General features: G+C 65.2%; 22 protein-coding genes. 11 read left to right on the top strand and 11 right to left on the bottom strand.

The window, feature by feature from the left end:
- Position 1: 1 nt before the first annotated feature.
- A complete protein-coding gene (locus DCG74_RS20705; RefSeq protein WP_172786247.1) occupies positions 2-898 on the bottom strand; it encodes a UPF0280 family protein in 897 nt (298 codons plus the stop codon).
- Complete coding sequence (locus tag DCG74_RS20700; protein ID WP_172786500.1) at positions 895-2352, bottom strand: 6-hydroxynicotinate reductase; 1458 nt, start codon at positions 2350-2352, stop codon at positions 895-897. The genes DCG74_RS20705 and DCG74_RS20700 overlap by 4 nt, the downstream gene beginning before the upstream one ends.
- 277 nt (positions 2353-2629) lie before the next feature.
- Between DCG74_RS20700 and DCG74_RS20695 the strand changes: the two genes are divergently transcribed.
- Positions 2630-3112, top strand: a complete 483-nt coding sequence (locus DCG74_RS20695; protein WP_172786246.1) for a (2Fe-2S)-binding protein — start codon at positions 2630-2632, stop codon at positions 3110-3112.
- Positions 3112-6639 (top strand): molybdopterin cofactor-binding domain-containing protein, encoded by a 3528-nt coding sequence (locus tag DCG74_RS20690; protein ID WP_172786245.1) that lies wholly within the window; start codon positions 3112-3114, stop codon positions 6637-6639. Before DCG74_RS20695 ends, DCG74_RS20690 begins: the two co-directional genes overlap by 1 nt.
- Here the strand turns inward: DCG74_RS20690 and DCG74_RS20685 are convergent.
- Both DCG74_RS20685 and DCG74_RS20680 read right to left on the bottom strand, forming a co-directional pair.
- Positions 6636-7604 (bottom strand): catechol 2,3-dioxygenase, encoded by a 969-nt coding sequence (locus DCG74_RS20685; RefSeq protein ID WP_172786244.1) that lies wholly within the window; start codon positions 7602-7604, stop codon positions 6636-6638. The two genes, DCG74_RS20690 and DCG74_RS20685, sit on opposite strands and share 4 nt — an antisense overlap.
- Before the next feature lie 369 nt (positions 7605-7973).
- Complete coding sequence (locus DCG74_RS20680) at positions 7974-8198, bottom strand: hypothetical protein (RefSeq protein ID WP_246708868.1); 225 nt, start codon at positions 8196-8198, stop codon at positions 7974-7976.
- Between DCG74_RS20680 and DCG74_RS20675 the strand changes: the two genes are divergently transcribed.
- From DCG74_RS20675 to DCG74_RS20665, 3 genes are all read left to right on the top strand, one after another.
- Positions 8191-9783: an ATP-binding protein gene (locus DCG74_RS20675; protein ID WP_246708867.1), complete on the top strand. Its 1593-nt coding sequence runs from the start codon at positions 8191-8193 to the stop codon at positions 9781-9783. The genes DCG74_RS20680 and DCG74_RS20675 overlap by 8 nt on opposite strands.
- Positions 9784-9999: 216 nt before the next feature.
- Entirely contained in the window at positions 10000-10581 is a 582-nt protein-coding gene (locus DCG74_RS20670; protein WP_172786242.1) for a peroxidase-related enzyme, read from the top strand.
- A 10-nt stretch (positions 10582-10591) separates the two neighbouring features.
- The gene (locus tag DCG74_RS20665; protein ID WP_172786241.1) at positions 10592-11086 is read left to right on the top strand and encodes an MgtC/SapB family protein; all 495 of its coding nucleotides are present in this window, start codon (positions 10592-10594) and stop codon (positions 11084-11086) included.
- Positions 11087-11109: 23 nt separating this feature from the next.
- On the opposite strand, the gene DCG74_RS20660 is transcribed toward DCG74_RS20665, so the two are convergent.
- From DCG74_RS20660 to DCG74_RS20635, 6 genes are all read right to left on the bottom strand, one after another.
- On the bottom strand, positions 11110-11334 hold the full coding sequence (locus DCG74_RS20660) for a hypothetical protein (protein WP_172786238.1): 225 nt from the start codon (positions 11332-11334) through the stop codon (positions 11110-11112).
- A 4-nt stretch (positions 11335-11338) separates the two neighbouring features.
- Positions 11339-12481 carry a PepSY domain-containing protein gene (locus tag DCG74_RS20655; protein ID WP_172786240.1) on the bottom strand — a complete coding sequence of 381 codons (1143 nt, stop codon included), beginning with the start codon at positions 12479-12481 and terminating at the stop codon, positions 11339-11341.
- An 8-nt stretch (positions 12482-12489) separates the two neighbouring features.
- Positions 12490-14481 (bottom strand): TonB-dependent siderophore receptor, encoded by a 1992-nt coding sequence (locus DCG74_RS20650; RefSeq protein ID WP_373569490.1) that lies wholly within the window; start codon positions 14479-14481, stop codon positions 12490-12492.
- Positions 14482-15005: 524 nt separating this feature from the next.
- A complete protein-coding gene (locus tag DCG74_RS20645) occupies positions 15006-17558 on the bottom strand; it encodes an HAD-IC family P-type ATPase (protein WP_172788115.1) in 2553 nt (850 codons plus the stop codon).
- A complete protein-coding gene (locus DCG74_RS20640) occupies positions 17555-17722 on the bottom strand; it encodes a hypothetical protein (protein ID WP_172788114.1) in 168 nt (55 codons plus the stop codon). The genes DCG74_RS20645 and DCG74_RS20640 overlap by 4 nt, the downstream gene beginning before the upstream one ends.
- A 215-nt stretch (positions 17723-17937) precedes the next feature.
- Complete coding sequence (locus DCG74_RS20635) at positions 17938-18081, bottom strand: hypothetical protein (protein ID WP_172788113.1); 144 nt, start codon at positions 18079-18081, stop codon at positions 17938-17940.
- A gap of 263 nt (positions 18082-18344) precedes the next feature.
- Between DCG74_RS20635 and DCG74_RS20630 the strand changes: the two genes are divergently transcribed.
- The gene (locus DCG74_RS20630) at positions 18345-18500 is read left to right on the top strand and encodes a hypothetical protein (RefSeq protein WP_165637160.1); all 156 of its coding nucleotides are present in this window, start codon (positions 18345-18347) and stop codon (positions 18498-18500) included.
- Positions 18501-18510: 10 nt separating this feature from the next.
- Here DCG74_RS20630 and DCG74_RS20625 read toward each other — a convergent pair whose 3' ends face one another.
- Positions 18511-19140, bottom strand: coding sequence for a ParB-like protein (locus DCG74_RS20625; protein ID WP_172788112.1), 630 nt, complete (start codon positions 19138-19140; stop codon positions 18511-18513).
- 318 nt (positions 19141-19458) lie between these two features.
- Between DCG74_RS20625 and DCG74_RS20620 the strand changes: the two genes are divergently transcribed.
- From DCG74_RS20620 to DCG74_RS20600, 5 genes are all read left to right on the top strand, one after another.
- The gene (locus DCG74_RS20620) at positions 19459-19800 is read left to right on the top strand and encodes a hypothetical protein (RefSeq protein ID WP_172788111.1); all 342 of its coding nucleotides are present in this window, start codon (positions 19459-19461) and stop codon (positions 19798-19800) included.
- Between the two features lie 234 nt (positions 19801-20034).
- Complete coding sequence (locus tag DCG74_RS20615) at positions 20035-20322, top strand: acyl carrier protein (protein WP_007592476.1); 288 nt, start codon at positions 20035-20037, stop codon at positions 20320-20322.
- A 10-nt stretch (positions 20323-20332) separates the two neighbouring features.
- On the top strand, positions 20333-20803 hold the full coding sequence (locus DCG74_RS20610; RefSeq protein ID WP_172788110.1) for a 3-hydroxyacyl-ACP dehydratase FabZ family protein: 471 nt from the start codon (positions 20333-20335) through the stop codon (positions 20801-20803).
- Positions 20800-22002 (top strand): beta-ketoacyl-ACP synthase, encoded by a 1203-nt coding sequence (locus DCG74_RS20605; RefSeq protein WP_172788109.1) that lies wholly within the window; start codon positions 20800-20802, stop codon positions 22000-22002. Before DCG74_RS20610 ends, DCG74_RS20605 begins: the two co-directional genes overlap by 4 nt.
- A gap of 21 nt (positions 22003-22023) precedes the next feature.
- Complete coding sequence (locus DCG74_RS20600; protein WP_172788108.1) at positions 22024-23301, top strand: beta-ketoacyl-ACP synthase; 1278 nt, start codon at positions 22024-22026, stop codon at positions 23299-23301.
- The last annotated feature ends 1 nt before the right edge of the window (position 23302 follow it).

Genomic DNA, 23302 nt, shown 5'->3' with positions numbered 1-23302 from the left:
CTCAGGCATGAACCGCGTTCTCCAGCTGACGCGGGCGCGATTCCAGCCGCTCAATATCTTTCGGTCCGATGACAAGCATATCACCACAAAGCTGCAGCACGGCACCCTCGATCAGCCGACGATCGAATAAATGCCGTGCACATTCTGCGCCAGATTCGAGCGCGGCGGCGATCTCATGGTGAGACAGCTCGCCGACATCGCACGTCACGAGGCGTCCGCCCAGATCGCTGTCGGGCTGAAGCTCGTTCGCAGGCTTGCGGATGATGGCGGGATGTCCGGGAAGATCGACGGCATTGGCGATCACGGTCGCGGCCGCATCGGCTTGCGAAGCGGTCTCCGCCAGCACTGTCACGGCGTCGGCGATCCCGAGCGAAAAGCTGCGGCCGTGCCGGCCGCTGGTCGCAACGCCCCGCACCGGATCGTCCGCATCGATCCGCATCGTCCGCATGACGCCGTCGCGGTCGGGGCGATCCATCAGCCCGACCGAAAATTGCTCGCCCTTGCCGAGATGCAGCGCGATGTCGCCGCCATTGTTGACGTAAGCCCGATCGAGCGTCGCAGCGCGCAGCATCGCAGCCAGAATTTCCTCCGCGACGCTACCGGCCACGGCCGCCATCGGCGTGATGAAGCAATCGGCGGCATAGGGCACCACCGCGGCATGCATGCGGCGCGCGACGACGCCCTTTAGCGACGTCCGCCTCCCGGCGGCGGACCGCAATTCGGGCAGCTCCGCGCAAAGCTCGTCGAGCAATCCGGTAAACCGCAGCGCCGCAGCCTCATAGGCCGCTCGCACCGCATCCGCACGTCCCCTCGCCTCGACGATCAGATCGATCGGTCCATCCTGCAAATGCAGCCGCCGGCCATCAGACAGCAATGCGATTTGCGGGCGCCTGGTCATGTGCGGGGCCCTGGAATCGGGTTCTGCCAGGGCAACTGGCGGACATCGTCGCCGTTCTGCACCTCGGAGAGCGGTTTCACATAATCCATGTGCCCGCCGAGCGCGGCATAGTCGGACAGCTTCATCGTGAACTCGATCGGCGCGACCAGGGCCGGTGTCGGCACGTAGCCGAACGCGCCTGACGGCATCTGCGTCACATCGACCATGTAGGTGATGCCGCCGCCGGGCCAGACATAGACCGGCGCACCGCCGCTGGTGACACGCGTCAGCGCGTCCTTGACCGAGCGCGTCAGCCGCACCGGGTTGTCGGTGACGCCGGCGCGCAGCGAGCCGCCCGCGCCTGCCATGAACAGCACCGTGCACAGCGCGGGCTCGCAGTTTTCCTGGATCCGCTCGACCGAGAACTTCAAGTCGGCCGGCATCTCGGTCTCGACCGGCTTCAGGGCCTCGTCGAGTACGTAATAGGACGAATGCTCGCCGGTGGTGGAGACCATCAGCATGGTCAAACCGGGCTTTGCTTCCTTGGCATCGAACGGGCCCAGGATCGACAAGGGATCGGAGATGTTGGTGCCGCCCCAGCCCGTGCCGGGATCGGCCACCTGGAAATAGCGGCCGGGCGTCGAGCGGCGGCCCTTCATCTTGATGCCGGTGTCGGCGATGTCGAGCAGCTTGCCGGCCTGGTGCTCCGAGAGCACGCCGGTGATGTGGTCGTCGACCACGACGACCTCGTCCACCTTGCCGTGCCATTGCTTGGCGAACATGCCGATCGTCGCCGAGCCGCAGCCGACGCGCATGCGCTCTTCCTTCACGCCGTTGACGATCGGCGGCTGGCCGGCCTGCACCACCACGGTGGCGCCGCCGTCGATGGTCAGCTCCACCGCCTTGCAATTGGCGAGGTCCATCAGCGTGTCGCAGGTGACCCGGCCCTCCTTCTTGGAGCCGCCGGTGAGATGATGCACGCCGCCGAGCGACAGCATCTGCGAGCCGTATTCGCTGGTGGTGACATGGCCGACCGCCTCGCCCTGCGCGCGCACGGTTGCAGTCTCCGGGCCGAGATAGCGGTCGGTGTCGATCTTCACCTTGATGCCGCAATAGGAGAAGATGCCCTCCGTGACGACGGTCACCATGTCGACGCCGTCGACCTCTGCCGAAACGATGAACGGCGCCGGCTTGTAGTCGGGATAGGTCGTGCCTGCGCCGATCGCCGTCACGAAAGTCGAGGGCTCATGGACGATCTTGCCGTCCCAGTCCTCGGTGCGGCTGAACGGGACGAGCTTGCCGCCGTGCGAGACGGTGCGCTCCAGGATGACGTGCGGATCGACGCGGACGAGCTTGCCGTCGTGATTGGCATAGCGATCGCAGGCCCCCGCCGCGCCCGGCTTGATGTAGCACATCACCGGACAAGCATCGCAGCGGATCTTGTCGATGACGGCGCTCGTCGTTTCTGTCACCATGTCGGAGCCGGCGGACATCGCAGTTATCATTCGTATACGAACGATGTTGCGCGCGGTGCCCCGGGGCTGTCAAGCGGCGGTGCAGCGCAAAAGATGCCGCTGCCGCATAAAACCTCATTTGCCTATCCGCTCTGTCCACAAAGAAGGCAATCGCGCTGCAGTGCGGCATGCACGGCTTGCACGTTTGTGTACAAACGGTATCGTCGCGACGTCGAATTTTCGCGATCGCATGATTTTGGGTTTGTCTCTTGGCTTTGTCTTGGGCTTGGGAACGAGGATGACGCAGACACCGATCCGCCTCACCGTGAACGGCAGGATCCACGAGGTCACGGCAGCGCGGGACACGCCGCTGCTCTATGTGCTGCGCAATGAGCTCGCGCTGAACGGCCCGAAATACGGCTGCGGCTTGGGGGAATGCGGCACCTGTACTGTCCTGATCGACGGACTGGCGGCACGCTCCTGCGTGATTCCGGTGACCGGCTGCGCCGGCCGCGACATCGTGACGCTCGAAGGCCTCGGCACAAGCGACAAGCCCGACGTCGTGCAGCAGGCCTTCATCGACGAGCAGGCCGCACAATGCGGCTATTGTCTCAACGGCATGATCATGACCACCAAGGCGCTGCTCGCGATTAATCCGCGGCCGACCGAGCAGGAGGCGCTGGCGGCGCTGCGCTACAATCTTTGCCGCTGCGGCACGCATGTCGAGATCCTCCGCGCGGTGATGCGCGCCTCTAGCCAGCTCACCGAGGCCGCAGATTGATGGCCTCCTATGTTTCGAACGGAGCTGAGCGCGCAGGTTCGCTCATCGTCGCCCGCAGCGTGGACGAGGTCACATCCGAGACCTTCGTCCGCATCACCGCGGACGGTTCGGTCACGGCCTATAACGGCCATGTCGATCTCGGCACCGGCATCCGCACTGCGCTGGGCCAGATCGTCGCCGAAGAGCTCGACGTGTCCTTTGCGCGCGTCGTCGTCGTGCTCGGCGACACGGCCGTGGTACCGAACCAGGGCGCGACGATCGCGAGCGAGACCATCCAGATCACCGCCGTTCCCCTGCGCAAGGCCGCAGCGCAGGCGAGGCACTTCTTGATCGCACGCGCGGCCGAACGGCTGGAACTGCCGGCCGCCGATCTCGAGATCGAGGACGGCCTCGTGCGCGGACATGACAACCGCAGCGTCAGCTATGGCGAGCTGATCGCCGGCGAAGAGATCCGGCTCGAGCTCGAAGACGACGTCGCCGTGAAATCTGTCGGCGATTACGCCATCGTCGGCCACTCCGTCCCGCGTGTCGACGTGCCAGCCAAGGCCACGGGCGAATTGACCTTCGTCCATGACATCCGCGTACCGGGCATGCTGCATGGCCGCGTGGTGCGCCCGCCCTATGCCGGTGTCGATGCCGGCCCGTTCGTCGGCACCAGCCTGCTCGCGGTCGACGAATCCTCGGTGCGCGACATTCCCGGCATCGTCGCCGTCGTCCACATCGGCGATTTCGTCGGTGTCGTTGCCGAGCGCGAGGAGAATGCGATTCGCGCCGCCGAACAGCTCAAGCTGAGCTGGAAGCCGACGCCCTCCCTCACCGATCTTGCCGATGTCGAGACCGCGCTGCGCGCCAATCCGTCGACGCCGCGCACGCTGATCGACAAGGGCGAGGTCGACAAGGCAATTGCGGGCGCGGCCAAGCCGATGCAGCGCACTTACGTCTGGCCGTATCAGATGCACGCCTCGATCGGCCCGTCGTGCGCGGTTGCCGATTTCCAGGACGGCAATATCCGCGTCTGGTCGGGCACGCAGAACCCGCACGTGCTGCGCAGCGATCTGGCGCTGCTGATCGAGCGCCCCGAGAGCGAGATCGAGGTGATCCGGCTGGAGGCCGCCGGCTGCTACGGCCGCAACTGCGCCGACGATGTCACCGCCGATGCGCTGCTGCTGTCGCGCGCCGTCGGCCGTCCCGTCCGCGTCCAGCTGACGCGCGAGCAGGAGCATGCCTGGGAGCCCAAGGGGACTGCCCAGCTAATCGACGTCAATGGTGGCCTCAACGCTGACGGCGGCATTGCCGGGTACGACCTTGCTACGCGCTATCCCTCGAATGCCGCGCCGACGCTGGCGCTGCTGCTGACCGGCCGCCTTTCGCCCGAACCTGCGGTGCTCCAGATGGGCGACCGCACCGCGATCCCGCCCTACGATTACGAGCACATGCGCGTCGTCGCCCACGACACGCCGCCGATCGTGCGTGCCTCCTGGTTTCGCGGCGTCTCGGCCCTGCCGAACACTTTTGCGCATGAATCCTATATCGACGAGGCCGCAACCGAAGCCGGCGTCGATCCCATCGAATATCGCCTGCGCTATCTGAAGGACCCGCGCGCGGTCGATCTGGTCAATGCGGTCGCCGAGCGCGCGGGCTGGATGCCGCGGCCGGTCCGCGAGGACAAGGACGGTGAGGTCGTGCATGGCCGCGGCTTTGCGTATGCGCTCTACGTCCACAGCAAGTTTCCGGGCTATGGCGCGGCGTGGTCGGCGTGGGTTGCCGACGTCGCGGTGAACAAGACGACCGGCGACGTCAGCGTGACACGCGTCGTCGCGGGGCAGGACTCCGGGTTGATGATCAACCCGGACGGCGTGCGCCACCAAATCCAGGGCAACGTCATCCAATCCACCAGCCGCGCGCTGATGGAAGAGGTGTCGTTCGAGCGCGGTGCGGTGGCCGCGCGTGAATGGGGCGCGTATCCGATCATCCCCTTCCCCGACGTTCCCAAGATCGACGTGCTGATGCTGCCGCGGCAGGATCAGCCGCCGCTCGGCGTCGGCGAGTCCGCCTCGGTGCCGAGCGCAGCCGCGATCGCGAACGCCATCTTCGATGCCACCGGCGTGCGCTTTCGCGAGCCGCCGTTCACGCCTGAGCGAATCCTCAAGGGATTGCACGGCGAAGCACCGGCGACGCCGCAGTCCCTGCCCCCGCCCGCAGCCTCGCCTCCGTCTCGTATCTGGGAAAATCCGTTCGCCAGGCGCGCCGGCATCTTCGCAACGATTGCAGCCGTCTGCACCGCCGCGATCGGCATCGGCGCGGCGCTTCTTCCCGGCCGCGCGATTGCACCCATCGCGCGCCCCGATCCGTCGGTCTATTCAGCGGCAACGATCGCGCGCGGAGAGCAGCTTGCCGCGCTCGGCAATTGCGCGGAATGCCACACCGAGATCGGCGGCGCAGCAAATGCCGGCGGTCGCGCCTTGGAAACACCGTTCGGCACGATCTACGCGACCAACATCACGCCCGACGTCGAGACCGGGATCGGTGCCTGGTCCTACCCCGCATTCGAGCGCGCCATGCGCGATGGCCTGCATCGCGACGGACGCCAGCTCTATCCCGCCTTCCCCTACACGCATTTTGCAAAGACCAGCGATTCCGATCTGCAGGCGCTCTACGCTTACCTGATGGCGCAACCTGCGGTGCGCGCGACGACGCCGGCCAACACGCTGGCCTTCCCGTTCAATCTCCGCCCGCTGCTGGCGGGCTGGAATGCGCTGTTCCACCGAACGCCCGACTTCAAGCCCGACCCCTCAAAGTCCGAGGCTTGGAATCGCGGTGCTTATCTGGTCGAGGGCCTCGGCCATTGCAGCGCCTGCCATTCGCCGCGCAACGCGCTCGGCGCCGAGCAACGCAACGCCTATCTCGCCGGCGGCTTCGCCGAGGGCTGGGAAGCGCCGGCGCTGACCTCGCTCTCGCACGCGCCGATCCCGTGGAGCGAGAATGAGCTGTACGCCTATTTGCGCACCGGCCATTCGCGTTACCACGGCGTCGCCGCCGGCCCGATGGCACCGATCGTCCGGGACCTCAAGGCGCTGCCCGACCAGGACATCCGTGCGATGGCGGTCTATCTCAACTCGTTCAATGACACCGCGGTCGACCACCAGGCGCAGGATGCGCTGGCCGCCAAGCTCGAAAATGCAACGCAAGTGACCGTCGCCTCCTCCGCCGGCGCGCGCCTCTATCAAGGCGCCTGCGCCGTCTGCCACGAGGTCGGCGGCCTGCCGCTGTTCGGCACTAGGCCTTCGCTCGCGCTCAACAGCAACCTGCACAGCGCCACGTCGGACAATCTCATACAGGTCATCCTGCACGGCATCGCGGAGCCCGTCTCGAGCGATCTCGGCTACATGCCCGCGTTCAGGAACAGCATGAGCGACACCCAGATCGAGGAGCTCGTCAGCTTCCTGCGCCGGCAGTTCGCGCCGGACAAGCCGGCCTGGACTGGCGTGCGCGAGACGGTTGCAAGGGTGCGCGCCTTCGCCAATTAGGCGTGCTTCGTCACCTCCACCGGCGGCGTGCCGTGGGTGTGAAAGGACTCGATCGTCTTCAATCCCCAGGCCTGGCCCTTCTTGCGCTCCTCCTCGGTCCACACGATCGGCTTCCAGTCGGGCGCCAGGATAAGGCGCGCGCCGGCATTGGCGACTTCGACGCGGTTGCCGCCGGGCTCGTAGACATAGAGGAAGAAGGTCTGCTGGATCGCGTGCTTGTGCGGCCCGGTCTCGATGTGAATGCCGTTCTCGAGAAAAATGTCGGCGGCGCGCAGAATCTCCTCGCGACTGTCGAGGGCGTAGGTGACGTGGTGGAAGCGGCCCGGCACGCCCGAATGATCGAGCGAATAGGCGAAATCGTAGCTCTTGTTTGACATCGTCAGCCACATCGCGGCCTCACGGCCGTTGTTGAGCACGATCTGCTCGGTGAGGCGGCAGCCGAGATAGGTCTCGAAGAACTCGCGGTTGGCCTTGATGTCGACGGCAAGGCAGTTGAGATGGTCGAGGCGGCGGACATTGACGCCGCGAGCGGGAAAGCGCTGTGCCTGGTTCTTCAGCGCAGGCTTGAGTTCGGGCGGCGCCTGATACCATTCGGTCTCGTAATAGAGCTCGACGATATGGCCATCGGGATCGCGGCAGCGGAACGTCGGCCCCTGCCCCATGTCGCCGTCGCTCCAGCCGATGTCGAAGCCGGATCCCTTCAGCGCGGCGACGCGCCGCTCCAGCGCCTGCTGGCTGCGCGCACGCAGCGCCATGTGGCCCATGCCCGAGGTCTTCGCCGCCGTGAGCTTGAGCGAATAGCGCTCGTAATCGTCCCAGCCGCGCAAATAGACCGACTCACCCTTCTGTCCGCTGACCGTCATGCCCATCACATCGACGAAGAATTTCAGGCTCTCGTCCGGCTTCGGCGTCAGCAGCTCCATGTGGCCGAGATGGGCGAGATCGAGGATCGGTTCGGGCTGCATGGTTTCCTCCTGGAGCATGGCTGCGATCCGCCTGTCCGGGCGGCGCGATCGAGACGCGCACGGCACAACGGGCGGGCGGGCCTAAGTGTGCGGTGCCGACAGTAACGCCTCATTTGTACTAATGTACAAATCATTAGGTCCCGTCAACAAAGCAACCGGCATCCCTGCTGCGCACGGCGCCTAGCCGACCGATGTCGGTTGGCCGGACGAAAGGGCCTGCTCGAATGGTAAATTCTTCCTTAAGGACCATCTCGGCCCCAAGGTCCGGAAATGCAGTATTTTCCCGGCGATTCCGCCCATGAGCAGGCATCGGCGACAAGTCTCCGGACCGAATTACCACGGATTTAACGGAGCGGGCGCGCCCGCCGTTTAACCGTTTGTGCAGCGACGGCCGGGCATAGTCCGGGCAAATCCCTTGCTCTTGCCAGGTTCATTCATCGTGACATCCTTTGGACGCGTGATTTCGGTTCGCGGATCGCTCGCCCGGGTCGGGCTTCTGGCGGAAAGCCGGATGCCGATCTCGGAGGTGCGGGCCACCGTCGGACGCTTCGTCAGCATCCGTTGCAGCAGTTCGGTCATCGTTGCGATGATCACGGAGGTCTCCTGCGAGAACCTGTCGGGCTCGGACAATTACATCGCGATCGCCTCGGTCGACCTGCTCGGCGAGATCCTCAATGCCGCGGACAAGGCCAAATTCCAGCGCGGCGTCACCAATTATCCGACCATCGGCGATGCCGTCGACCTGATCACCAGCCAGGAGCTGCGCACGATCTACGCGCCGACCGGCTCGGACCAGATCAATGTCGGCTTCCTCCAGCAGGACCGCTCGGTCATCGCCTATGTCGACGTCGAGGAAATGCTGTCCAAGCATTTTGCGGTGCTCGGATCGACCGGCGTCGGTAAATCGACCGGCGTCTCGTTGCTGCTCAACGAGATCCTGAAGGCGCGGCCGAACCTGCGCATTTTCCTGCTCGACGTGCACAACGAATATGGCCGCTGCTTCGGCGACCGCGCGCTGGTGCTCAACCCGCGGAACCTGAAGCTGCCGTTCTGGCTTTTCAACTTCGAAGAAATCGTCGACGTGCTGTTCGGCGGCCGCGCCGGCGTGCCGGAAGAGCTCGACATCCTGGCCGAAGTGATCCCGCTCGCCAAGGGCGTCTATACCCAGTACCAGAACGCCGACCGCATCGGCCTGAAGCGCATCGATCCCAAGCAGATCGGCTACACCGTCGATACGCCGGTGCCTTATCGCCTGGTCGACCTGCTGTCGCTGATCGACGAGCGCATGGGCAAGCTCGAGAACCGCTCCTCGCGCATCATCTATCACAAGCTGATCTCGCGCATCGAGGCCGTGCGCAACGACCCTCGTTACGCCTTCATGTTCGACAACGCCAATGTCGGCGGCGACACCATGGCCGAGGTGATCAGCCATCTGTTCCGCCTGCCCGCCAACGGCAAGCCGATGACGGTGATGCAGCTCGCCGGCTTCCCGGCCGAGGTGATCGATTCCGTCGTGTCCGTGCTCTGCCGCATGGCCTTCGACTTCGGGCTGTGGAGCGACGGCGTCTCGCCGCTGCTGTTCGTCTGCGAGGAGGCGCACCGCTATGCCTCCGCCGACCGCAACATCGGCTTCGGCCCGACCCGCAAGGCGGTGTCGCGCATCGCCAAGGAAGGCCGCAAATACGGCGTCTATCTCGGCCTCATCACCCAGCGCCCCGCCGAGCTCGACGCCACCATCATCTCCCAGTGCAACACGCTGTTCACGATGCGCCTCGCCAACGACCGCGACCAGGCGCTGCTGCGCGCCGCGGTGTCGGACGCCGCCGCGAACCTGCTCTCCTTCGTGCCGTCGCTCGGCACCCGCGAGGTGCTGGCGTTCGGCGAAGGCGTCGCGCTGCCGACCCGCTTGCGCTTCAAGGAGGTGCCGCCGCACCAATTGCCGCGCGGCGAGGCCACCATCTCCAGCGTACCGTCCGTCACCTCCGGTCACGACATGCATTTCGTCAGTGCGGTGCTGGAACGCTGGCGCGGCGCCACCTCACAGCGCGACGTGCCGAACGACCCCGTGTTCTCCGCACCACCGGCGAAGACGATGTCCAGCGTCGAAGCCCCGATGCTGCAGCCGTCGATGGGCCTCGACCCGGACCGCTTCTCGCTGCTGAAGAAGCCGCTGCGATAGCGCATCTCGCCTGTCCCGGACGCGCCGCGGCGTGCAACGCTGCTGCGCTGAGCCGGGACCCCGCCGCGATCACCGCCGTCAAGCACCTGGGCCCCGGCTCAGCAGCGCACCACCGAAGAGGCGCTGCGCCGCGTCCGGGGCATGAGACCTTGCGACGCCTCTGGAGCGTCTCGCCTGCATCGACTATGGTTCCCGCCCCAAGCCGGATCCATGCCCATGACAAAGACCGCCACGCAACGCTTTCCCGCACCCGCCCTCGACACCCTGCCCGACGACATCCGCACGCGCCTGCTCGCCGTGCAGGAGAAGAGCGGCTTCGTGCCGAACGTGTTCCTGACGCTGGCCTACCGCCCCGACGAGTTCCGCGCCTTCTTCGCCTATCACGACGCGCTGATGGAAAAGGACGGCGGCCTCACCAAGGCCGAGCGCGAGATGATCGTGGTGGCGACGTCGGCGGCGAACCAGTGCCAATATTGCGTGATCGCCCATGGCGCGATCCTGCGCATCCGCGCCAAGAACCCGCTGATCGCCGACCAGGTCGCGATCAACTACCGCAAGGCCGACATCACGCCGCGGCAGAAGGCGATGCTCGATTTCGCCATGAAGGTCTCGGCCGACGCGCAGCGGATTTCCGAGGATGACTTCGCCGCGCTGGCGCCGCACGGCTTCAGCGACGACGACATCTGGGACATCGCCGCGATCTCCGCCTTCTTCGCGCTGTCGAACCGGCTGGCGAATTTCACGGGCATGCGGCCGAACGAGGAGTTCTATCTAATGGGCCGCCTGCCGAAGACATGAGCGAGGCGCCATGACCGAGCTCGATTGGCCAGAAATCCTGCTGCGCCTCGGCTCAGCCACGCTCGCCGGCGGCGCGATCGGCCTCAACCGCGACCTGCACGGCAAGCCGATCGGGCTGAAGACGCTCGGCATCGTCGGGCTCTCGACCGCGAGCGTGGTTCTGCTCGCATTGCAGCTCGCCGAACCCGCCAAGGTCGTCGACGCCGCCAGCCGCGTCATCCAGGGCATCCTCACCGGCATCGGCTTTCTCGGCGCCGGCGTCATCGTGCACCAAAGCACGGGGTTTCGCGTTCGGGGCCTCACCAGCGCCGCATGCACTTTCCTTGCGGCCTGCCTCGGCATCGTCTGCGGCGCCGGACAGTGGAAAATCGTTGTCGTTGCCCTGGCGCTGGCCTTCGCCCTGCTGACGATCGGCCACCGCCTCGAGCGCCGGCTGCATCGCATGCTTGGCGGCAAGGACGAGGCGCATGAGGTCGAAGGCGCCCCGGAAGAGCAGCACCGATAGCCGTCGGTTCGGCGGATTCTCCGTCAGCGCCGGCGGCCTGCGCGGTGCCAGTAGAACGCCGCAAGCCCAACCGGCAGCGAAAGAGCCAGCCACGAAAGGCCGTCCCAGATCCCATCTCCGACGAGCGCCAGACCGAGCCCCACGGCGCAGACCAAGCCGACCAGGAGCGGCGCCCGGAACACGTCCCACACGCTTCTGTAGTGCCGGGCCAGGTTCGGAACGTCCGCCTTGGACACGGAACGACGCATGGGATCAGACACCGACTGCCGCGGTCCGCTCTGTGCGCAGCGGCTTGCGGACCGACGGCTTTCGCCTTGCCGCCCAGAGATAGATTCCGCTGACGAGAACGATGATCGTCATGATGTCGAGAACCGCCCAGACGATCTTCAACGGAAGCCCGCCGTAATCGCCGAAATGCAGCGGACGCGAGACCTGAAGCGTCTTCAGATACCACGGCACCTCGGGCGCCACGATCGTCTTGCCGTCATTGGCATCGACCAGCATCGGCTGAAGCATGCGCGCCGTGAAGGGCGTCGCTCCCTTGGTCCAGACCACGAGGTGCTGCGGGCTGCCGAAACGCGCCGCGGTCGGCATCGTCACCGAGGTGACGAGGCGATCCGGAAATCTGGTGCGGACAAGCTCGACGGCGGCTTGAACCGAAGGGATCGGAGCCTCGGGCTTGCCCAGATGAGGCGCCAGCAAGACGGGGATGAGCTGCGCCCGCCACAGGTCGAACAACGGCGTCGCCAGCGTGTTGATCATGCCGGTGAGACCGACCACCAACGTCCACGTCAACGTGACGATGCCGAGGAGATTATGGGTGTCGAGCCATTTGAGCCGGGGCGACGACCGCCGACGGATCGTCCCGAAATCCAGCCGCCGCATGAACGGCCAATAGACAACGATGCCGGAGATGATCGACACGGCGAACACGAGTCCCATCGCCCCGAGAAACAGCTCGCCGGGGAGCCCTGTGAACATGTCCTTGTGTATCCGCAGCACGATATCCATGACGTCCTGATGCGGGGCTTCTTCGCCGAGCATTTCGGCCGTTCGCGCATCGAACGTCAGGCGATGGAAGTTGCCCGGCGCCGGGACAGCGGTCGGAGAAACGGCCACAGTCACGAGTGGCTCGGTCTGCTTGAGATTGAGCAGCAGGACATACTGACCGGGAAAACGCGCTTGCGCCGCCGCGATCATCCGGTCGAGCGACAGACGCGGCGTTCCTTCCGGCATGGCGGGCGCCGAGATCTCGTCCTCGAGCAGATCGTCGATCTCGTCGTGAAAGACCAACGGAAGTCCCGTCACGCACAGCATCAGCAGGAACAGCATGCACACGAGCGAGGTCCAGGTGTGAATGCGGGACCAGAGCCGGATCGTGCGGGCCTGAACCATGGCGATCCTTACCAGCGATAGCTGACCGTGCCCGTGATGGTGCGCGGGCTGGTGTATTGGCAACCGCCATTCGTGGTGCACGCAACGGTGACGCGATCGGCGATGTTCTTTACGTTCAGCGCGAGGTTGACACCCTTGGGCTGGCGATAATGCAGGCCCGCATCGAACACGACGTAGCCCTCGTTGAAGATGGTGTTGGTGGTGTCGGCGAAGGTCGGCCCGTTGTAGCGGACGCCGCCGCCCAACCCCCAGCCGTCCCATGTCCCGCCCTGGACCGTGTAGTCGAGATAGGCCGATGCCATCTGGCGGGCCACCAGTGTCGGCACCTTGCCGAGATCGGCGGCGGTGGTGGTTTGCGTCACCTTCACATCCTGGTTGGTGTAGGTGGCCACGAGGTTCAGTCCGGGCATGATCTGCGCCAGCGTCTCGAACTCGATGCCGCGCGAATTCACCTCGCCGAGCTGGACCGAGAAGCCGAGATGCGATGGATCGCTCGTGAGCGAGTTTTGCCGCGTCAAATCATAGAGCGCCAACGTCATCAGCAGGGTCCGCGACGGCTGGTACTTCACGCCGAGCTCGTGCTGCTGCGCCGTCGTCGGCTTGAACGGATTTCCCGCAAAATCCGTGCCCGGCGTCGGCAGGAACGATTCCGAATAGCTGTAATACGGCGCAACTCCGGAATCGAACACGTACGAGACCGCTCCGCGCTTGGTGAAGGCCGTGTCCTTGGTGTCGGTCGTCTTGTTGGTCGCCAAGGCGTAGGTGTTCTGTTCGGAGACATCGTAGCGGCCGCCCAATGTAAAGATCCAGTTCTGGATCTTCATCTGGTCCTGCACATAGACGCCGACCTGATCGATTGTCTGGTTCGCCGAGGGGGTGACGAGCGCAGTCGGAGCCGCGATGGCTTGGTCGTAGACCGGATTGATCTTGCTGAGCGGCGGCGCATTTCCGGAATAGGTCCGGTCCGTCATGTTGAACGTCAGATAGTCGACGCCGGAGACCACCGTGTGCTGAAGCGGCCCCGTGCCGAACTTGCTGATCAGGTGGTTGTCGGTCGACAGGGTATCGACTTGCTCCTGGATGCGCATCGCGCGACGCGGAAAGACCGTGGCCGTATCGAGCGGCGTTCCGATGAACGTCAGATAGCGATAATCGAGCTCGGTGTGGCCGTAGCGAGCCTTCGATTCGAAGATCAGATCGTTGTTGAAGCGGTGCTCGAACTGATAGCCGATGCGCTCCTGCTCCTGGTCGAACCTATTGTAGCTGGGGTCACCGAGGAACAGCGGCAGTGCGGTGATGCCGGTGACCTTACCGCCGCTCAGATGCGCCATCGACAGCGGAAAGGCGTTGCCGGTCAGATCGTGCGTGTAGTCGGCGAGGATGGTCAGCGTGGTATCGTTGGTCGGCTTCCAGGTCACGGCGGGCGCGATATAGGTCCGGTTGTCCTTCACGAAATTCGAGAAATTGGCGATCTGCGCATCGGAATCCCGGAACACACCGGTCAACCGATAGAGCAGCGTCCCATCGTTGGTCGCGGGCCCGCCGAAATCGAAGGCCCCCTGAAACCGATCGTAATTGCCGAACTGGCCGACGATCTCGCCAAAGGCCTTGTCGGGCGGGCGCTTGCTGATGACGTCGACAAGACCGCCCGGCGCCCCCTGCCCGTACATGACGGAGCTCGGACCCTTGATGACGTCGATGCGCTCGAAACCGTAGGGCTCGTTGCGGAACAGCGACAAGAAGGCGGGGTCGCCGACCTCGCGAAGCCCGTCGCGATAGGCGCCGTAGCCGTTGTTGTCGAAGCCGCGGATGTAGACGTTGTCGAAGCGCGGATCCTTGCCGCCGGGCTGGATGGCGAGACCTGCGACATACTGCAATCCTTCGACCAGTGTCGTGACCGAGCGCGTATCGAGCTGGTCGCGGCTGACGACGGAAACGGATTGCGGTGTCTCCAGGATCGGTACGTCGGACTTCATCGCAGCCGAGCTGACGACGGGCACGAACCCCCTCACCGGATCAGTACCGCGTTCCGCTGCAGCGGCAGCCGGCTGGGAAGCTGCTTGGACTGCCTGTCCTGCCGCACGCGATCGCGTCTGGCGCGCGCTCGCAGATCGCGAGTTGCGCGGTGTGGTGACCTGGCGCTTGCTCGGGCGGCTTTGCTCGACCACGACGGGAGGAAGAACCGATGCTCCGCTCGCGCTCTGAGCCTGCGCGTTTTGGCCGAAGGCGATGGCGGAAGGAAGCGCGACAAGACCGCACAACATCGACACGCGCCCGCGCTTCGTTGCGCGTGCGTCAAACACCAATTCCAGCATTCCCAGTCCCCGAACTTTCGGGAACGACCATGCAGAGACTCCGAGCGCACAATCAAAGTGTTTCGGACGTTCGCGTCGTAGAATCTATGTAGACTGGATCCGTTCTAATGAAATGACGTCGGCATCTCGCACGCGTCTTCCGCGGCCTGCATGATTTCCGGACGTCGACTCGTCGCGCTCGGCGCATGGCCGGGCTGCCGCGTCACGATCTAGAATCGTAACCGCCGGCCCCAAAACGGCTTCAGCAGTTCGAGCGCCGTGAGCACCAATAGTCCAGCGCCGAGCGTGATCATCAAATCGTCAAGATGCAGCGGACCGAAGCGAAAGAGACCGGAGGCCGGCGGCCAGAACAGGGCTGCGGCGAGGACAAGCGCAATCGCGAGGAATATCCAGAGCAATACCGCGTTTGGACGGAAGAAGGCAGACAAGAAGGATGCGCTGAAGGATCGATTGACCAGCACCAGCGCGAGGACGCAGACGACGAGCGCAATGAATGCGAGGGTGCGAGCCTCATCGGGCGGAAGCCCGGAACGAAGCGCTGCGACGAAGATCACCGCGATCAAGGCGAAGGCCACCGCGCCCTGCAGGACGCTCCAGGCGATCAGGGGCCACGAGAACAGCTCCGCATCGGCACGCCGCGGCGGACGCTTCATGACGTCGCGCTCCTCGCGCTCGGCTTCGAACACCAGCGAGCAGACGGGATCGATGATCAGCTCCAGAAAGGCGATGTGAACCGGGCCGAGCACCAGCGGCAGCCCAAACACCAGGGGAAGCAGCGCAAGACCCGCGATCGGCACGTGAACCGCGAAGATGAAGGCCATGGCCTTGCGCAGATTGTCGTAGATCCGGCGTCCGAGGCGGATGGATGCGACGATGGAGCTGAAATCGTCGTCGAGCAGGACGATCGAGGATGCCTCGCGGGCGACGTCGGTGCCGCGGCCACCCATCGCGATCCCGATATGGGCGGCCTTCAGCGACGGCGCGTCGTTGACGCCGTCGCCCGTCATCGCAACGATCTCGCCGCCGCGCTTCAGCGCCTGCACGATCCGCAGCTTCTGCTCCGGCAGAACCCGCGCGAAGACGTTCACCTTCCTGACGAGTGCCTCGAGCTCGGTGTCGTCAGCGAGCATGATCTGCTCCCCGGTCACGACCTCATTGACGTCGAGCCCGGCTTGCCCGGCAATCGCCAGAGCGGTCGCCGGATAGTCGCCCGTGATCATGACGACGCGGATGCCGGCCGAACGGCATTCGCGAACCGCCTCCGGAACGTGAGGCCGCAACGGATCCGCGAGTCCGACCAGGCCAACGAGGCGAAATACGAAAGCCTCCTGGGATGCCGGCAGGGAAGTGTCATCACACGCGGCAACCGCCATCCCCAGCACGCGAAGCCCGTCCTTCGCCATGGCCCCGACGGCAGCTTGCACGGCCTCCCGATCGGCCTCGTTCAGCCTGCACAGCCGCGCAATCGCTTCCGGCGCGCCCTTGGCGCATGCGATGAGATCCGCCGCTGCGGATGTCCGCCAAACCTGGGTCATGGCGAGCAGCTCGGGGCGCAGACCATAGGTACGCACCAGCGTCCGCCCGCCATCCATCGCGTCTCCGTCCCGCAGGACATCACGCGCAAACGCGTGCAGCGCCTTCTCCATCGGATCGAACGGCTCCGGAGAGCTTGCCAGCGCCCCGCAGCGCGCCAGCTCGGCGAATTCGGGCCCGACCTGATCCGGACCGGACGCCTCCGCACGCAGACGCGCGCCGTCGCGCAGCCGCAGCTCGGCGACCGACATCTGGTTCTGCGTCAGCGTCCCGGTCTTGTCGGTGCACAGGACTGTCGCCGAGCCGAGGACCTCGATGGCGGCGGCTCGCCGCGTCAGGACGCGGGCCTGCGAAATCCGCCACGCGCCCATGGCCATGAACACCGTGAGCACGACGCCAAATTCTTCCGGAAGCATCGACATGCCGATGGCGACGCCTGCGAGCAGCGCCTGCAGCCAGTCGCCGCGCGAGACGCCGTAGAGCACAATCGCGGCCAGGCTGATGATGGCGCCGCCGAGAAAGCAGAGCCGCACCAGCCTTGCGGTCTGTTGCTGAAGCCGCGGCGGCTCGGCCTGCAGGCCGCGAAGCGACAGCCCGATCTTCCCGATCTCGCTGCGCGGCCCGGTGGCCTCGACCAGCGCCAGCCCCTCGCCGCGCACGACGAGCGAACCGGAATACACGAATGGCTGATCCTCGCCGCCGGGCCGGTGACCGGCCTCGGTGACCTTGTCGGCCGTCTTCTTGCGGACGGGCATCGACTCGCCGGTCAGCAGGGACTCGTCGATCTGCAGGTCCCGCGCCTCGACGAGCGCGGCGTCGGCGGGGACGCGATCGCCTTCACCGAGGACGAGAAGGTCGCCCAGCACGACCTCGCGGCCGGCAATTCGCCGGCGCACCCCGTCGCGCACCACCAGCGCCCGCGGGCTGGTCAGGTCACGCAAGGCTTCCAGCACGCGCTCGGTCCGGGTCTCCTGCACCACCGTGATCACGATGGACATCGCCCCGAACGCCAGCAGGATCAGCGCCTCCTTGAGATCGCCGAGCACGAGATAGATGAGCCCGCCGCAAAGCAGCAGCAGGAGCATCGGCTCGCGCAGCACTTCCACCACGATGCGCAGGGGACTGCGTCGTTCCGGCCGAGGCAATTCGTTGGGGCCGTCTGCCGCGAGCTTCGCCCGGGCCTCGGTTTCGCTCAGGCCGGCCGAACTGCGGCGTTCCGTCTCGCTCACGGTTTCCGCCGCAGGCTCCAGAGGCTGCCGGCACCGACGATTGCGGTCGCGAGCAGGACGGCGACGAAGGTCTGGATGATGGTGAAATTCAGCGCATCACGCGCGACGAACAGCGCCGTGATCGCGCCGGCGAGGACAAAGAGGATGCGAAAGATGACGCTCATGGCCGTGCCTCCAAAATCTGCATGACTTGGAGCCCGGGCCCTCGGCATCGGGGCACAACGCTGTCTCTGCAAACATGCAGGCAGACCTTAGCCGGTCAGGGCGAGGCACCTTTGCGACAGGTCAAGCCTGGCCCGGCCATCATCTGCCGGCAGGTGCGACGTGATGTCCACCTGGCAGCGCGCAGCCGCGCTCACGGCTGCGCGGCGCTATGCCGCTAGCGCTTCGCCATCAACTCGAGCGCCGGAGCAAAGCGCTCCGCGAACGTCAACGTCTTGGCGTGGTGGACCGCGGCAAAGGATGCAGAGATTCCCGCCGAAGCGACCGCGAGCACGGCAACTACGAAAGCCAGACGGCGCATGTTCGCCTCCTGTGTGAGCTCGACTACTCCATAGAAATGGGACGGCTCTGTTTCAGGACGGTTTCGTGGGCGCGGAAATTGATTTCGCTCAAGCGGCTGTGATGAGATCCGGCTTATCTGGGGGCATTCCGTAACCAACTAACAAGGGTCGACGTGTTTTGGAGCGCCGGCCGTGTTGGGAATTTCGTATCCGCGACCGCGATTCCGGGCACTGCGGCGACAAGCAACATTCGCTGGAATGGGAGTCATCGAGGACTACGCAAATGAAGATCGTGATCCAGAAGCTCAATGGCCTGTGGCACCTCATCGTCGGATCGTCCCAGATCCGAACGCCGTTCCTGGACACCCAGGACCGCGCGCTGGTGGTCACTTACGCCCGCCGCGCCTACCCCGGCGCCAGGATCTTCCAGCGCGACTGACGAGATACCGTTAATCGTCGTCCAGCGGGCCGCACCAGCCGGGCAGATAGATCGCATTCTTGCTTCTGGCGGCGGCCATCGCCTTCTCGAGCGCCTTGTCGAAATCGGCCTCCACCGCCTTGCGTGAGACCTGCCGGCGCAGGAAATCGGCCCACAGGAATTCGGAGAATGGCGTCGTGTCCTTGGCGAAGCCGCCCATGCGGCGCAATTCGCCGGCAAGGCTGCGGAACGGATCGTCCTTCAAGTCGGCGACCGATTTCGGCAGGTCGCGGAACGACCGCCGCTCGCCCTTGGCGTCGTAAGGATAGACCCAGCGCTTGTTGTCCATGACGCCCCAGAAGGCCTCGCGCTCCACCATCCTGAGGTCGCCCACGATGGTCACCAGCACCTCCTTGACGCCTTCATCGTGCAGCGCGCGGCCGAGGTGATGATGGTCGATCACGTAGTAACGTGCATCGGGGCCGTAAACGACGGGGATCATGTGCTTGCCGAGCAGATCCGCCTGCTTCTTCTTGTCATGCTCGCGCCAGCGCTTCCGCTTCTCCTTGACCTCGCGCATGCCGACCGTCATCTGCGTCGGCCGGAGCGACAGGATCGGAACCGGATGCACTCTCGGCTCGCGCGCGTTGGTCGTGGTCATGATCGAAGCCCCTCGGATGGATGCAACTAGCGGTTCGGGTTCCCGCGACTATGCCATGGGCCCCAGGGCGGCAAAATCCGTTCGAAGCACGCGCAGATCACAAGTCGATACCGATCGGGCGAAGGACGGTGTCGCTGTGCCCGCATTGCAGCGCAACGCGCGGATCACGGGCGCGACGGCCGGTTTCCAGATCGCTGCACACCGGCCCGTGCACAAATGGTACGAACGCACGAATACACGCGGGCATTGAGAAGTTTTTCTGCAACGCGTGCCTCACCTATGCTATCTAAATTGCTGCTTCGGAGTGATCCCCGCCCCATGAACAACCAGCGGCCCATAAGCTCTGATGAGGAGCACCGGGTGCTCCAGTTCAGGCCGCGCACCCCGCCTTCCCCAAGGGTCCAGCGCGGCGATGCCAGCGTGCAGCCGCTGCGCGCCACGCCCGAACGGCTGGACCTGTCGCGCTACGAGCAGCCGCGCGCCGAGCCCGATAATTTCCGCCAGCGCATGCTTGCCAATATCGCGGCGCTCGCCTTCACCATCGCGCTGACCGCGATCGGGATCTGGCTCGCGGTCAGCATCGCCGACCTGCGCCGGACTCAGGATTGCGTGCTGATGGGCCGCCGCGACTGCGTCAAGATCACGACACCGCACATTTAGGACCGGCCCGGCGCGGACCTCGCGGCGGAAGGGTCCCAGCCGGCATCCCCAGCCCCGTCCGTTGCTGTCCCCCGGAGCCTGCCCGGCTCCATTGAACTCAGGGCGGCGCTCCGATATACGGGCTTTCGACCCGGCCAGAGGGGGATTTGAGGGCGTCATCAGGGGCGCGATGCCCAGCCACCGTGCCACTCTGGACAATCTGACAAATACCTGCAATATATCAAAGGCTTAGTGATGTCCTCCACATTCGATCAGGTCGCCACGATCATCGCTGAAACCTGCGACATCCCGCGCGACACGATCACGCCGGATAGTCATGCCATCGATGACCTCGGCATCGACAGCCTCGATTTCCTCGATATCGCTTTTGCGATCGACAAGCAGTTCGGCATCAAGCTGCCGCTGGAGAAGTGGACTCAGGAGGTCAACGACGGCAAGGCGACCACCGAGCAATATTTCGTGCTGAAGAACCTGTGCGCCCGCATCGACGAACTGGTTGCGGCCAAGGGCGCGAGCGCCTAAGGGCGCAGTCATGCAACTCGAATACTTCCACATGATCGATCGCATCGTCGACCTCAAGGTCGACGAGAAGACGATCGTCGTCGAAGCGCAGGTCCCGCAGGAAAGCACCATTTTCGAGGGGCACTTCCCCGGTTATCCCTTGATGCCCGGCGTGCTCCTGATCGAATCGATGGCGCAGGCCTCGGGCTGGCTTCAACTCGGCGTTTTCAGGTTCGAACGCATGCCGATCCTGGCCGCCGTGAAGGAGGCCAAGGTCCGCGGCTCGGTCTTCCCGGGCGACCTTATGAGCATCGAGGCGAGCCTCACCCATGAAGGCTCCGGCTATGCCATGACCGAGGCCAAGATCCGGGTCGGCGGCAAGCTGCGCGCCAATTCCGCGCTCACCTTCACGTTGATCCCCTTCCCCAATGCGGATATGCGCGGATACATGGCGAAGGTCGCCGAGCGCGTCGGGTTTCCGCAACAGGTCCTATCGCAATGACTAACACCGCTTCGAGGCCCGGCCAGACCGAGGTCTGGATCACCGGCATTGGGCTCGCCACCTCGCTCGGCGAGGGCCTCGACGCCAACTGGGCCGCGCTTTCTGAGAAGCGCATCAATGTCGACGAGAAGGTCTTTGCGCCCTACATCGTGCATCCCTTGATGCCGGTATCCTTCGACAGCCAGATTCCGAAGAAGGGCGACCAGCGCCAGATGGAAGCCTGGCAGCGCATCGGCACCTATGCCGCCGGTCTTGCGCTGGATTCCGCCGGCATCAAAGGCAACAAGGACATCCTGTCGAAGATCGACATGGTCGTCGCCGCCGGCGGCGGAGAGCGCGACATCAACGTCGATAGCGGCATTCTCACCGCCGAGGCCAAGGGCGCCAACGCGCCGGGCTTCCTCAACGAGCGGCTGATGAGCGATCTCAGGCCGACGCTGTTCCTGGCCCAGCTCTCCAACCTGCTCGCCGGCAACATCGCCATCGTGCACGGCTTAGGAGGCACCTCGCGCACCTTCATGGGCGAAGAGGTCGCCGGCGCGGATGCCGCCCGCATCGCGCTCGCGCGCATCGCCTCGGGCGAAAGCGACATCGCGCTGGTCGGCGGCTCGCACAATGGCGAACGCAAGGACTTGCTCGTCCTCTACGAATTCGGCGACTTCAACCTGAAGGACAAGTTCGCGCCCGTGTGGGCGCGCAAGGACCATCCCGGCTTCGCGCTGGGCTCGGCCGGCGCCTTCCTGGTGCTGGAATCGAAGGCCCATGCGGAAGCGCGCGGCGCCAAGCCGTTCGCAAAGCTGTCGAGCGTCGTCGCAGACCTCGCCAAACGCAAACAGCCCGGCGACATGACCGCGACACTCGAGAAGCTGTGGGCCAAGCTGCCCAGGCGCGAGGGCAAGGGCGCGATCATCACCGGGGCGACCGGCGCGGAGCCCGCGACCTCGGACGAGCGCGACTTCCTGAAGAGCCATGCCGACTTTCCGGTGCGCTCGACCGGCACGGTGTTCGGCCATGCCATGGAAACGCAATTTCCGCTCGGCATCGCCCTCGCCGCACTGTCGATCTCGCGCGGCGCGCTGTTCCCACCGAATGATTCCACGGGGACCGAGATTGAAATGCAGGGCGCGCCCACCCAGATCGTGGTGGTGGGAGCCGGACACTGGCGCGGCGAAGGCATGGCGCTGGTCGAGGCGGTTTAACCAGCTCAAGCGGGGATCGACATGACTGCACCACGCGACAAACTCGGGCGTCCCGTCGTCGTCGTCACCGGCATGGGCATCATGACCTCGCTCGGTGCCGGCAAATCCGACAATTGGGCGAAGCTCGTCGCCGGCGAATCCGGCATCCGCACCATCACGCGTTTTCCGGTCGACGGCCTCAAGACCACGATGGCCGGCACCGTCGATTTCGTCAGCGCCGATCCGTTCTCCTCCACCGCCCTGTCCGAGCGGATGGCCGAGCTGGTGACGCAGGAAGCGCTGGAGCAGGCCGGCGTCGGCGCCAAGGCCGATTTCCCGGGTCCGCTTTTCCTCGCGGTTGCACCGGTCGAGGTCGAATGGCCGCAGCGTCGCGAGCTCGGTCGCGCCGTCGGCCAGCAAGACATCAGCTACGACGATCTGCTCCGCATCTCCGGCGGCGGCAAGTTCAGCGCCTATCATCATCGCTTCATGTTCGGCTCGGTTGCCGCCCATCTCGCCGAGACCTTCGGCACCAAGGGCTCGCCGATCTCGCTGTCGACGGCCTGCGCCTCCGGAGCCACCTCGATCCAGCTCGGGGTCGAGGCGATCCGCCGCGGCGAGACCGACGCGGCGCTGTGCGTCGCGACCGACGGCACCGTGAACCCGGAAGCGCTGGTGCGCTTCTCGCTGCTGTCGGCGCTGTCGACCCAGAACGACCCGCCGCAGGCGGCCTCCCGTCCCTTCTCCAAGAACCGCGACGGCTTCGTCATGGCTGAAGGTGCCGGCGCGCTCGTGCTTGAAAGCTATGAGGCCGCCACCGCGCGCGGCGCAAAGATTCTCGGCGTGATTGCCGGCTGCGGCGAGCTCACGGATTCGTTCCATCGCACCCGCTCCTCGCCCGACGGCAAGCCGATCATCGGCTGCATGAACAAGACGCTGGCCGACGCCGGCATGACGCCGGACCAGATCGACCACATCAACGCGCACGGCACCGCGACGCCCGAGAACGACAAGATGGAGTTCAACACGACGTCGGCGGTGTTCGGCGAGCTCGCGCAGAAGATTCCGGTCACCTCCAACAAGTCGATGGTCGGCCACACCATCTCGGCCGCCGGCGCGGTCGAGGCGATCTTCTCGCTGCTCACGCTCGAGCATCAGCGCATTCCGCCGACGATCAACTACGACAATCCGGATCCCACGATCCTGTTCAACGTCGTCGGCAACAAGGCGCGCGATGCCCGCGTCACTGCGGTGATGTCGAACTCGTTCGGCTTCGGCGGCCAGAACGCTTCGCTGATCCTGACCCGCGAACCGGCCTGAC

Source organism: Bradyrhizobium sp. WBAH42 (assembly GCF_024585265.1).
GTDB lineage: Bacteria > Pseudomonadota > Alphaproteobacteria > Rhizobiales > Xanthobacteraceae > Bradyrhizobium.
The sequence above is the reverse complement of the archived record's forward strand: the minus strand, read 5'-3'. Positions and strand labels throughout refer to the sequence as shown.

Bases quoted from the DNA above. Each gene is read 5' to 3' on its own strand.
- DCG74_RS20705 (WP_172786247.1), bottom strand. From the start codon at position 898: ATGACCAGGCGCCCGCAAATCGCATTGCTGTCTGATGGCCGGCGGCTG.
- DCG74_RS20700 (WP_172786500.1), bottom strand. From the start codon at position 2,352: ATGGTGACAGAAACGACGAGCGCCGTCATCGACAAGATCCGCTGCGAT.
- DCG74_RS20695 (WP_172786246.1), top strand. From the start codon at position 2,630: ATGACGCAGACACCGATCCGCCTCACCGTGAACGGCAGGATCCACGAG.
- DCG74_RS20690 (WP_172786245.1), top strand. From the start codon at position 3,112: ATGGCCTCCTATGTTTCGAACGGAGCTGAGCGCGCAGGTTCGCTCATC.
- DCG74_RS20685 (WP_172786244.1), bottom strand. From the start codon at position 7,604: ATGCAGCCCGAACCGATCCTCGATCTCGCCCATCTCGGCCACATGGAG.
- DCG74_RS20675 (WP_246708867.1), top strand. From the start codon at position 8,191: ATGATCACGGAGGTCTCCTGCGAGAACCTGTCGGGCTCGGACAATTAC.
- DCG74_RS20670 (WP_172786242.1), top strand. From the start codon at position 10,000: ATGACAAAGACCGCCACGCAACGCTTTCCCGCACCCGCCCTCGACACC.
- DCG74_RS20665 (WP_172786241.1), top strand. From the start codon at position 10,592: ATGACCGAGCTCGATTGGCCAGAAATCCTGCTGCGCCTCGGCTCAGCC.
- DCG74_RS20660 (WP_172786238.1), bottom strand. From the start codon at position 11,334: ATGCGTCGTTCCGTGTCCAAGGCGGACGTTCCGAACCTGGCCCGGCAC.
- DCG74_RS20655 (WP_172786240.1), bottom strand. From the start codon at position 12,481: ATGGTTCAGGCCCGCACGATCCGGCTCTGGTCCCGCATTCACACCTGG.
- DCG74_RS20640 (WP_172788114.1), bottom strand. From the start codon at position 17,722: ATGAGCGTCATCTTTCGCATCCTCTTTGTCCTCGCCGGCGCGATCACG.
- DCG74_RS20635 (WP_172788113.1), bottom strand. From the start codon at position 18,081: ATGCGCCGTCTGGCTTTCGTAGTTGCCGTGCTCGCGGTCGCTTCGGCG.
- DCG74_RS20630 (WP_165637160.1), top strand. From the start codon at position 18,345: ATGAAGATCGTGATCCAGAAGCTCAATGGCCTGTGGCACCTCATCGTC.
- DCG74_RS20625 (WP_172788112.1), bottom strand. From the start codon at position 19,140: ATGACCACGACCAACGCGCGCGAGCCGAGAGTGCATCCGGTTCCGATC.
- DCG74_RS20620 (WP_172788111.1), top strand. From the start codon at position 19,459: ATGAACAACCAGCGGCCCATAAGCTCTGATGAGGAGCACCGGGTGCTC.
- DCG74_RS20615 (WP_007592476.1), top strand. From the start codon at position 20,035: ATGTCCTCCACATTCGATCAGGTCGCCACGATCATCGCTGAAACCTGC.
- DCG74_RS20610 (WP_172788110.1), top strand. From the start codon at position 20,333: ATGCAACTCGAATACTTCCACATGATCGATCGCATCGTCGACCTCAAG.
- DCG74_RS20605 (WP_172788109.1), top strand. From the start codon at position 20,800: ATGACTAACACCGCTTCGAGGCCCGGCCAGACCGAGGTCTGGATCACC.
- DCG74_RS20600 (WP_172788108.1), top strand. From the start codon at position 22,024: ATGACTGCACCACGCGACAAACTCGGGCGTCCCGTCGTCGTCGTCACC.